The sequence below is a fragment of the Algibacter sp. genome (assembly GCF_049667265.1).
In the GTDB taxonomy this organism is placed as follows: domain Bacteria; phylum Bacteroidota; class Bacteroidia; order Flavobacteriales; family Flavobacteriaceae; genus Algibacter_B.
The window spans coordinates 25,013-33,676 of record NZ_JBATHX010000065.1 but is presented as its reverse complement, the minus strand read 5'-3'; the positions used below and the strand labels follow the sequence as shown (position 1 = coordinate 33,676).

The following is an 8,664-nucleotide window of genomic DNA, read 5'->3' as shown; positions in this document are numbered from 1 at the left end:
ATTATAGGCTTCTTCAATACCACAAAGTGCTACTTTTTTCTGATCATAAATAACATAGGCGCAATCTGCTCCGTTAATTAGTGGTGTTTCTAATTCGCCATCTTCAGTAGTAATAAATGTACCTTGAGCCTCTATAACATCAATACCTTCTTGACGCAAAAAAGGCTTCACTTTAGGGTAAATATCTTTTAGAATTTTAGCTTCGTCGGCATCAAGCGGCGCTCCTGCATCACCATCAACACAACATGCGCCTTTGCATGCTGATAGATTACACATAAAATCCTTTTCTATAATGTCCTCAGAAACAATGGTTTTACCTATTTGAAACATAAAAAAATTTATCTTGTAGTCGACAAAAATAGTTAAACTTTAGGTTTATTTAATTAAGATAATAATCTACTTTTGCCGAAAAATTAAGAATCCCATTTTAAAAGGGTCAAATTTTTAGAATTTCACATAATCGCAAATGAAAAGTCCATAAAAAATGGAACTATTAGTAAAATAAAAAAATATAAAATAATGCAATTCAATTTTAAAGAAATTTTTACAGCATTCATGATCCTTTTTGCTGTTATAGATATTGTTGGTAACATTCCTATTGTTATTGACTTAAGAAAAAAAGCCGGACATATACAAAGTGAAAAAGCCTCCATTATTTCTGGTGTGATTTTAATTGTTTTTCTGTTTTTAGGAAAAAGCATTTTAAATCTTATTGGAATTGACATTAACTCATTTGCAGTTGCTGGGTCATTCATTCTGTTTTTTATTGCTTTAGAAATGATTTTAGGTATTACTCTGTATAAACAGGAAGAACACGACACTATGACTACTGCTGTTTTCCCTTTAGCTTTTCCACTAATTGCTGGCCCAGGAAGTTTAACAACTTTACTATCATTAAGAGCAGAATTTAGTACACAAAATATTATTGTAGCCGTTTTATTGAACGTTGTTATTATTTATATTGTCCTAAAAACTTCTGCAAAAATTGAACGTTTAATTGGGAAAAACGGTATTAATATTATTCGAAAAGTGTTTGGAGTTGTGCTACTTGCTATTGCAGTAAAATTATTTGCACACAATATAAAAGCTTTATTTTCTGTCATTTAAAAACCATATTAAGTATTTGGCAAAAAAGATTATCTTAAATTAGTACATTAAAAATTCAAAATACATGAAAATTTTCACCATAATTCTTAGTGTGATTGCCTTTGGTTTAATCGTTTTTAATTTTACTCAAGTTAATTTTAAAGCTCCTTTGGAAGGCGATAGTATTATTGCTGTAATAACTATTGTAGCTTCACTTTGTGTTCTCGTTATGATGGCTATTTTAAGAACTTCAAAACGTATTGAGCAAAAAGTAAAGGGTACCAAGTAATGTACGATGCATTAATAATTGGTGGTGGTGCAGCTGGCATGTCTTGTGCTTTGGTTTTAGGTTCTGCCAAGCAGAAAGCGTTTGCTGAAAATAAATCCATAGGCATTATCACACATCAAAAAACATCGCACTTACAAACCGCCTTATTTAATAATGTATTAGGATTAGCCTCTGGAACTACTGGTGCTTCCATTTTAGAAAGCGGCAAAGAACAACTTTCAAATTTGTATCCGCATGTTGAACAAATTGACCATGAAAAAGTTCTTGAGATTTCAAAAAACAATACTCATTTTTCGGTTAGAACAAACAAAAATACTTACCAATCCAAAATAGTGGTTATCGCTGTTGGCTACACCAATTTAATGATCATAAAAGGATTAGACAAATACCTTGAACCACACCCGAGAGCTGCTATTGATAAAGATCGCATTTGGTTAAAAAATACTGACCACCTAATTGAAGAAAACTTATATGTTGCGGGTACTTTAGCAGGATGGCGGAGCCAATTTGCAATTGCTTCCGGAAGTGGTGCACATGTGGCTACTGATATTTTAACCCTTTGGAATGGTGGGAAGGATGTTAAGGTGCATGATAAAATTGAAGACTAGTTTAGCTTGACAAATCACTCCCCAGAATCACTCAACTTAATAACCTCATCGATCATTATATCGCGTTGATTATAAACTTCCTCAAAAGCACCAATTCCAAAAAGTTGGTCGGCAAGGGTGGCTTTAATATATTGTTTCACCTCATCATGATAGGCTACAAACGTTACTTTCGATTCGGTTCTTAGGTTTATATAATCCTGAAAAGCAAAAACTAAATCATCACCAACCTTAAAGGAGTCTATAAAATTTTGTCTGTTGTAATCGTCATATAAATGTCTGTCCTGTTCCAACTGCTCAAAAACAAAATTTCCAAAATACCCACGGCGCAGTAAAAATGAAAGGGTTTCGTTTTGCATGCTATTATCAATTGGCACAAAAACATCGGGAATTATACCACCACCGCCGTAAACTATTTTTCCTCCTGGCGTTTTAAACTTTAAGGAATCATCCACCTTAATATTTTCAGAATCTAGCAGCTCGCCGCTATTCAATCTCTCAAAGTACTCATCGTAATAATCTTTATTCCCGTTTTCATAAGGCCGCTGAATAGACCGGCCTGTTGGCGTGTAATATCGAGATACCGTTAAGCGCACCGCACTACCATCGCCCAAATCCATTTCTCGTTGCACGAGTCCCTTTCCATAGCTTCGTCGTCCAATAATGGTGCCTTTGTCATTATCCTGCAATGCTCCAGCAATAATTTCACTTGCCGAAGCCGAGTTCTCGTCAATCAAAACGTAAACTTTGCCGTTTTCAAAGTCCCCTTTTTTAGTAGCAAAACTTTCTTCAATATCGCCTCGTTTGTTCTTTGTAAATAAAATAAGCTTATCATCTTCAAGAAACTCATCAACAATTTGCTCAGCAATGCCTAAAAAACCACCAGGATTATTTCGTAAATCCAAGACCATTTCTGTGGCACCCAAACCTTTTAACTTTGCAATCCCAGCTTTAAATTCTTTGTACGTAGATTCAGCAAACCTGTTCACTTTTATATACCCTAATTTTTCAGTTAGCATATAAGCAGCATCCACACTTTTAATTGGTATTTCACCACGCTTTACTGTAAAATTCAATAGTTTTGGCTCACCACGTCGGTAAACTTTAAGCTTTACTTTAGAGTTTATATCACCTTTTAGTTTCTTTATAATCTCACCATCCTCAAGGTTTTTACCAAAAAGTGAATCGCCATCGGCCATAATAATTCTATCGCCACCTTTAATTCCGGCTTTGGCACTTGGCCCGTTTTCAATAGAACGAATAACAGCAATGGTATCTTTATAAGTATAAAAACTCACGCCAATACCCACAAAATCGCCTTTCATTTCTTCGGCAACACGTGCCATATCTGCTTTAGGAATATATACCGAATGCGGATCTAGATTTTCTAAAATGCCATTTACAGTAACATCAACAATACTATCGGTATCAATATCATCTACATAATCATATTCAATATAATCAATAAGTCTGTTGAGTTTATCTTTTTTGCTATTTGTAGAAAACAGCCTATCGGACGAGTCGTTAAAATCTAACTTTCCGCCAATAAAAATACCTGCCGCAATAGCAACACCTAAAAAAAGGGGTAAATATTTTTTTTGATTTGCCATTATTCCTTCAAATCTTCAATATGTTCTAAAACTATTCCTGCTTTTTCCAAAAATTTCAATCCAGAATCGTCTTTATAAGCTTCATTATACACCACTTTTATTACACCAGCCTGATGAATTAATTTACTGCATTCCTTACAAGGCGACATGGTAATATAAAGCGTTGCACCTTTTGCCGATTGGGTTGATGCTGCCACCTTTAAAATGGCATTAGCCTCGGCATGCAGCACATACCATTTGGTGTAACCTTCATCATCCTCACAAAAATTCTCAAAACCTGATGGCGTTCCGTTGTACCCGTCTGAAATTATCATTCTATCCTTAACAATTATAGCACCTACTTGCCTGCGTTTACAATAGGATAATTTTCCCCATTCTTGAGCAATTCTTAAATAAGCCTTATCGTACTTAAGCTGTTTCTTTTTTGGCATTAACTTTTTAATTTATTTGGGCGTTCCCCTCATTTTAAGTTTCAAACTAAAACTTGAAATTTACAACAATTCGGGTCAGGCTATCTGTTTCAATCTTTTGCAAAAGCAAAAGGATTTCCACTACTATCCTTAACGCGAAACTTTATAACGAATATAGTTGCTTCGTATTTTAATTACAACGCCATTTCGTTAAAGTTTTATGAAATTTTGGCTTGAGTGCTACTTTCTACGTTGGGGATAGCAGAGGAAATCCCGACCCTTTTGGAAATCCCATAAAAAAGATTTCCTTATTCAAAGAAATGAAAAACTGAATAACTAGGCTAAAAAGTCGCTATTTAAAATCATGGGAATTACTAATCCTACTACGATTGCAGATATTACCATAATCCAATCGCGGCGAGTAAACCTGAAAATGGTTTGCACGATATAGCTTAAAAATAGCACTACAAAAACGATGATTACTTGTGAGAGTTCGATACCTAAAGCAAATTCAAGTAGTAAAACGAGTTTATTATCTGTATCGCTTAATAGCATATGGAATTCACGAGCGAAACCTAAACCGTGTATTAATCCAAAAAACAGCGTGGACAGAAAGATGACACCTATTTTTTCGCGCTGCGCTCCTTTACCCGAGGTAAATACATTAAAAAGTGCGACTACTAAAATAGTAATTGGTATTAGGAACTCGACCACCGTGGCATTTACAGTTACTACATTGTAGGCTGCCAATACTAAGGACAGTGTGTGCCCAAGAGTAAACATAGATACGAGTAAAAGCACCCGTTTCCAGTCTTTAAATACATAAGGAACGGTTAAGGCTATAAGGAATAGGACGTGGTCGTAGGCATTTATATCTAACACGTGGTTAATGCCATACTCTACATTAAACCAAAAATTTTCAAGCATAATAATTAAGATTTAGGGTTAATTTGGGTGTTTCAAAGATACAACTATTGCGATGTTTTTTTAATAGTTTTATATTTTTTACCTAACTGAAATAGCATTTCTTGAGTAATATCCTCTAATAAAAAGGAGTGTTTCCATTTCCAGTCTTGCCTCGCGTAGGAATCGTTAATACTTTTTGGCCAGCTATTGGCTATTTCCTGCCTAAAATCTGGTGCGTAGCTAATTTCAAATTCTGGAATATGTTTTTTTATTGAGTCTGCAACTTCTTGCGGTGTAAAGCTTATGGCTGCTAAATTATACGACGACCTAATTTTAATATCCTTTGGTTTGGCCATCATAATATCGATTGTTGCTTTAATGGCGTCGTCCATAAACATCATGGGCAATTCGGTATCTGCTTTTAAAAAGCATTGGTATTGGTTTGTTTTTATAGCTTCGTGGTATATCTCGACGGCATAATCAGTAGTACCACCACCAGGTAATGTTTTCCAGCTAATAATACCGGGGTAACGAATGCTCCGCACATCTACTCCATATTTATTAAAATAGTATTCGCACCACCGCTCGCCAACTTGTTTGGTTATACCATAAACGGTTGATGGCTCCATGGTAGTATATTGCGGCGTATATTTTGTTGGCGTAGTTGGTCCAAAAACGGCAATACTTGATGGCCAAAATATTCTTTTAATAATTTTATCCTTTGCTAAATTTAATACATGAAATAGCGAATCGGTATTTAAATCCCATGCTTTTTCAGGGTGTTTTTCGCCTGTGGCACTTAACATTGCGGCCATTAAATATACGGTGTCTATTTGGTGTTTTTCTATACAGTTTTTTACACTTGTAAAATCTTGCGCATCAACAATCTCGAAAATACCAGATTTAGAAATTTCTAAATTATTAGCATTAATATCGCTAGCCACAACATTTTTGTCGCCAAATAAACGTCTAAGCCTATATGTTAATTCTGAACCAATTTGCCCGCAAGCGCCTATGATTAATATTTTTGAGCTCATTAAATAGCTTTTTTATAAGGATACTTCAAAAATAATAAGTTTTTATTGATAATAATGTATTTTTAAATTGAAATATTCCATATTTGATTTTTATTAAAACGATTAAAAAATAAACGATTACTATATATTTGTATCGCATCAATTTAAATGGCCCACCATGTATTTTAAACCTTTAATTGTTTTAAGCTTTATTCTATTATTTACTTCTTGTAAAAAAACTCAAGAGGATACAACTACTGAAAATGAGGTTGAACAAAATAAAACTCAAGAAATTACTGAGCAAGACGTTTCCAGACTGAAGTACGTTGAATATATTTTAGACCCTAAAACTGAAGAAACTATTAAAGATTGGGCTGAATATGAGCAATTGAATGCCATTATTGATAACGTGAAAAAAGGAGACCTTTCCTATTTTAATGATAATGAAAAAGTGATTCAATTACTTATAAAAGAATTGAAACAAAATATTCCTGCAGCCTTAAATTCCGAATCTATCCTATCTAGATTATTAGTTTTAGAAACGAAACTACTGAAGCTTGAAAGTTTATCGAACCTTACAACAACCAGCAAGGAAGAATTACTCGAAAATATAAAAGAGTTTTTAGTGGCGTTTTCAAATTTAAGTTTTCAAATGAATAAAAAAATTGAATTTGATAACCGATCTATTGAAAAGCCATAATATCATTATATTTAATCTAGAGTAAGTTTAGAATGTAATATTTACAAAAGGAATTATAGCACTTGTATATACACTTTCCTTGTCATCATACAACATATTGTATTTTGCACCAATTAATATTTTATTGGTTACATTAAAACCGGCACCCAAAAATAAAGCGGTGTCCCAAAAATTATTTTTGGTTTTTACACCTAAGTTTTCCGTTTCTGTTAAAACTCTTAATTCTACAAACTCCAACAACAAGGCTATTTTTTTAACTGGCTTATACATTGTTAATAGGTTAAGCCCAAAAGTAGTTGTATTTCGAAAATCTTTTATAGATGTATAGCTCCCTTGAAGCCCTCCACCAAATGCCATTTTATCGCTAACCGTATACGTTAAATTAGGAGATACACTAATATTTGTTCCCCCAACAAAGTTTAAGCCAAAACCACAGCCAAATTTTAAGTTTTTATTTGCCTTGCTTATGCTATCACTTTCTATAGTTTCGTCCGTTTGGGAATAACCATTTCCATAAAACATGACTATTATTACAAGTATGATTAATTTTAGTATTGTTTTATCTTTTTTCATAATTCAAGTTTTATTTTAAATTTTTTGTTTTGCGCTAAACTATAAAAAAACACCACATAATCCATTAAAAATATGCCAATTACTATTTTTTATCAATTCTACATTATATGATGTTTATTACAACTTTTCTATAATTCTATAATTTTAGGAAAAACAAAAAAAATTAAGTATATTTAAAATTACTAAAATTTATAACTATGGCAATAAAAAGTTTTCAAGGAGCTAGAAGAAATCAAAGTAATGATTCCAATGACATTCCCTTTTCAGTTAGTGATTATATGACTAGAGATTTAATAACCTTTACGGCCGATCAGACTATCGAGAGTGTTATGCAATCATTAATAAAAAACAGAATTTCTGGTGGTCCAGTAGTTAATGAAAACCACGAATTAATTGGTATAATATCCGAAACAGATTGTATAAAACAAATTAGTGAAAGTCGTTATTACAACATGCCAATGCAAGATATGACGATTGAGAAATATTTTACAAAAGATGTGGACACTATTGACGAAAACATGAATATTTTTGATGCCGCTAGTATGTTTGTTAAAACTCATAGACGTCGTTTTCCTGTAGTTGAAAATGGAAAGTTAATTGGGCAAATAAGCCAAAATGACGTTCTTAAAGCAGCCATGAAATTAAAAGGACATAACTGGAAATAGATTAAACTCTAATATATACTTATTGAAAAGCTTTTAGTTGATTAAAAACTAAAAGCTTTTCTTATTTAATACGACCATGTTTTGGTTTTAAGGCATCTGGACTATCGGTTATTAAAATTTTATCCTTCCCTTTTGAAGTAATTGCTGCAATACTGGAATAGCTATAATCTTTCACCGGGTTATCTAACTTTTGCCAATTAACATAACCTGCCACGGTAATTTCCTCACCAACCTCAACAATAGCTTCGGTGTAACGGAGCTGCTTGTTAAACCCAAATAAATTTTCGGTTTTTATATTATAAGAATTTAATAGCGCTTCAAACTCTGGAGTAAGTTCCTTAAATAAACTTACGCTTGCTTTTTTATCTGTTACTAAATAATCGTAATAATTTTTTGGTTCTTTAGTAGGAAGCACAACCATCCGTTCGCCCATTTGCTCGATAAAAAAATCTTGAATATGCTCTTCGTTAACAATGGTTTTCCAATGCGAATTTTTACCTGAACTTACTTTTTTTTGAATCTTCATCTTGTAAAACACACATTTTCGTTTGCTTAAAGGCGCAATTAAAGGCGCTTCAATATTTAAAGCGGTTCCTTCTGTTTTAGAATAGGTGTTTGTTTTTAAACTTCCAATACGTTGACTGGGTAAATTTTTTAATCGTCTTAAAATAATTGTTTTGGGTAGGTAATAGTAAATCAAATAAGCGATTACTGCAAAAAGACTTAAAGCGATTATTACAATAATGGGAGTGCTCATTTTTTTTAGTTTAACTCATATTAGTTGATAATTATTAGTGTCCTAAC

Annotated in this window: 12 protein-coding genes; 5 read left to right on the top strand and 7 right to left on the bottom strand. The window is 33.0% G+C overall.

Translation table 11 applies throughout. The annotated features are described in order from the left end of the window. On the bottom strand, positions 1-330 hold a 330-nt coding region (locus WBN21_RS02580; RefSeq protein WP_424197740.1), incomplete at its 3' end, for a DUF3109 family protein. A 189-nt stretch (positions 331-519) separates the two neighbouring features. Here WBN21_RS02580 and WBN21_RS02575 point away from each other — a divergent pair. The 3 genes from WBN21_RS02575 to WBN21_RS02565 all read left to right on the top strand — a co-directional run bounded on the left by WBN21_RS02575 (position 520) and on the right by WBN21_RS02565 (position 1,983). Then, positions 520-1,107: a MarC family protein gene (locus WBN21_RS02575; RefSeq protein WP_424197739.1), complete on the top strand. Its 588-nt coding sequence runs from the start codon at positions 520-522 to the stop codon at positions 1,105-1,107. Between the two features lie 64 nt (positions 1,108-1,171). Next, entirely contained in the window at positions 1,172-1,375 is a 204-nt protein-coding gene (locus WBN21_RS02570) for a hypothetical protein (protein ID WP_424197738.1), read from the top strand. Next, entirely contained in the window at positions 1,375-1,983 is a 609-nt protein-coding gene (locus WBN21_RS02565; protein ID WP_424197737.1) for an NAD(P)-binding domain-containing protein, read from the top strand. The genes WBN21_RS02570 and WBN21_RS02565 overlap by 1 nt, the downstream gene beginning before the upstream one ends. A 14-nt stretch (positions 1,984-1,997) precedes the next feature. On the opposite strand, the gene WBN21_RS02560 is transcribed toward WBN21_RS02565, so the two are convergent. The 4 genes from WBN21_RS02560 to WBN21_RS02545 all read right to left on the bottom strand — a co-directional run bounded on the left by WBN21_RS02560 (position 1,998) and on the right by WBN21_RS02545 (position 5,943). Next, positions 1,998-3,590 (bottom strand): S41 family peptidase, encoded by a 1,593-nt coding sequence (locus WBN21_RS02560; RefSeq protein ID WP_424197736.1) that lies wholly within the window; start codon positions 3,588-3,590, stop codon positions 1,998-2,000. Next, entirely contained in the window at positions 3,590-4,021 is a 432-nt protein-coding gene (locus WBN21_RS02555; RefSeq protein WP_424197735.1) for a deoxycytidylate deaminase, read from the bottom strand. Before WBN21_RS02555 ends, WBN21_RS02560 begins: the two co-directional genes overlap by 1 nt. A 315-nt stretch (positions 4,022-4,336) precedes the next feature. Next, positions 4,337-4,927 (bottom strand): HupE/UreJ family protein, encoded by a 591-nt coding sequence (locus WBN21_RS02550; RefSeq protein ID WP_424197734.1) that lies wholly within the window; start codon positions 4,925-4,927, stop codon positions 4,337-4,339. Positions 4,928-4,971: 44 nt separating this feature from the next. Further along, entirely contained in the window at positions 4,972-5,943 is a 972-nt protein-coding gene (locus WBN21_RS02545) for an NAD-dependent epimerase/dehydratase family protein (RefSeq protein WP_424197733.1), read from the bottom strand. A gap of 157 nt (positions 5,944-6,100) precedes the next feature. Between WBN21_RS02545 and WBN21_RS02540 the strand changes: the two genes are divergently transcribed. After that, positions 6,101-6,622, top strand: a complete 522-nt coding sequence (locus tag WBN21_RS02540) for a hypothetical protein (RefSeq protein WP_424197732.1) — start codon at positions 6,101-6,103, stop codon at positions 6,620-6,622. Between the two features lie 27 nt (positions 6,623-6,649). Here WBN21_RS02540 and WBN21_RS02535 read toward each other — a convergent pair whose 3' ends face one another. Beyond that, on the bottom strand, positions 6,650-7,195 hold the full coding sequence (locus tag WBN21_RS02535) for a hypothetical protein (protein ID WP_424197731.1): 546 nt from the start codon (positions 7,193-7,195) through the stop codon (positions 6,650-6,652). Between the two features lie 197 nt (positions 7,196-7,392). Here WBN21_RS02535 and WBN21_RS02530 point away from each other — a divergent pair, with 197 nt between their 5' ends. Then, on the top strand, positions 7,393-7,860 hold the full coding sequence (locus WBN21_RS02530; protein WP_424197730.1) for a CBS domain-containing protein: 468 nt from the start codon (positions 7,393-7,395) through the stop codon (positions 7,858-7,860). A gap of 61 nt (positions 7,861-7,921) precedes the next feature. On the opposite strand, the gene WBN21_RS02525 is transcribed toward WBN21_RS02530, so the two are convergent. Continuing rightward, positions 7,922-8,617: a hypothetical protein gene (locus WBN21_RS02525; protein ID WP_424197729.1), complete on the bottom strand. Its 696-nt coding sequence runs from the start codon at positions 8,615-8,617 to the stop codon at positions 7,922-7,924. Positions 8,618-8,664: the final 47 nt, after the last annotated feature.

What these genes read in the sequence shown, in the direction of transcription:
- WBN21_RS02545 (WP_424197733.1), bottom strand. Translation starts at nt 5,943, where the DNA reads ATGAGCTCAAAAATATTAATCATAGGCGCTTGCGGGCAAATTGGTTCA.
- WBN21_RS02540 (WP_424197732.1), top strand. Translation starts at nt 6,101, where the DNA reads ATGTATTTTAAACCTTTAATTGTTTTAAGCTTTATTCTATTATTTACT.
- WBN21_RS02555 (WP_424197735.1), bottom strand. Translation starts at nt 4,021, where the DNA reads ATGCCAAAAAAGAAACAGCTTAAGTACGATAAGGCTTATTTAAGAATT.
- WBN21_RS02560 (WP_424197736.1), bottom strand. Translation starts at nt 3,590, where the DNA reads ATGGCAAATCAAAAAAAATATTTACCCCTTTTTTTAGGTGTTGCTATT.
- WBN21_RS02575 (WP_424197739.1), top strand. Translation starts at nt 520, where the DNA reads ATGCAATTCAATTTTAAAGAAATTTTTACAGCATTCATGATCCTTTTT.
- WBN21_RS02570 (WP_424197738.1), top strand. Translation starts at nt 1,172, where the DNA reads ATGAAAATTTTCACCATAATTCTTAGTGTGATTGCCTTTGGTTTAATC.
- WBN21_RS02565 (WP_424197737.1), top strand. Translation starts at nt 1,375, where the DNA reads ATGTACGATGCATTAATAATTGGTGGTGGTGCAGCTGGCATGTCTTGT.
- WBN21_RS02525 (WP_424197729.1), bottom strand. Translation starts at nt 8,617, where the DNA reads ATGAGCACTCCCATTATTGTAATAATCGCTTTAAGTCTTTTTGCAGTA.
- WBN21_RS02535 (WP_424197731.1), bottom strand. Translation starts at nt 7,195, where the DNA reads ATGAAAAAAGATAAAACAATACTAAAATTAATCATACTTGTAATAATA.
- WBN21_RS02550 (WP_424197734.1), bottom strand. Translation starts at nt 4,927, where the DNA reads ATGCTTGAAAATTTTTGGTTTAATGTAGAGTATGGCATTAACCACGTG.
- WBN21_RS02530 (WP_424197730.1), top strand. Translation starts at nt 7,393, where the DNA reads ATGGCAATAAAAAGTTTTCAAGGAGCTAGAAGAAATCAAAGTAATGAT.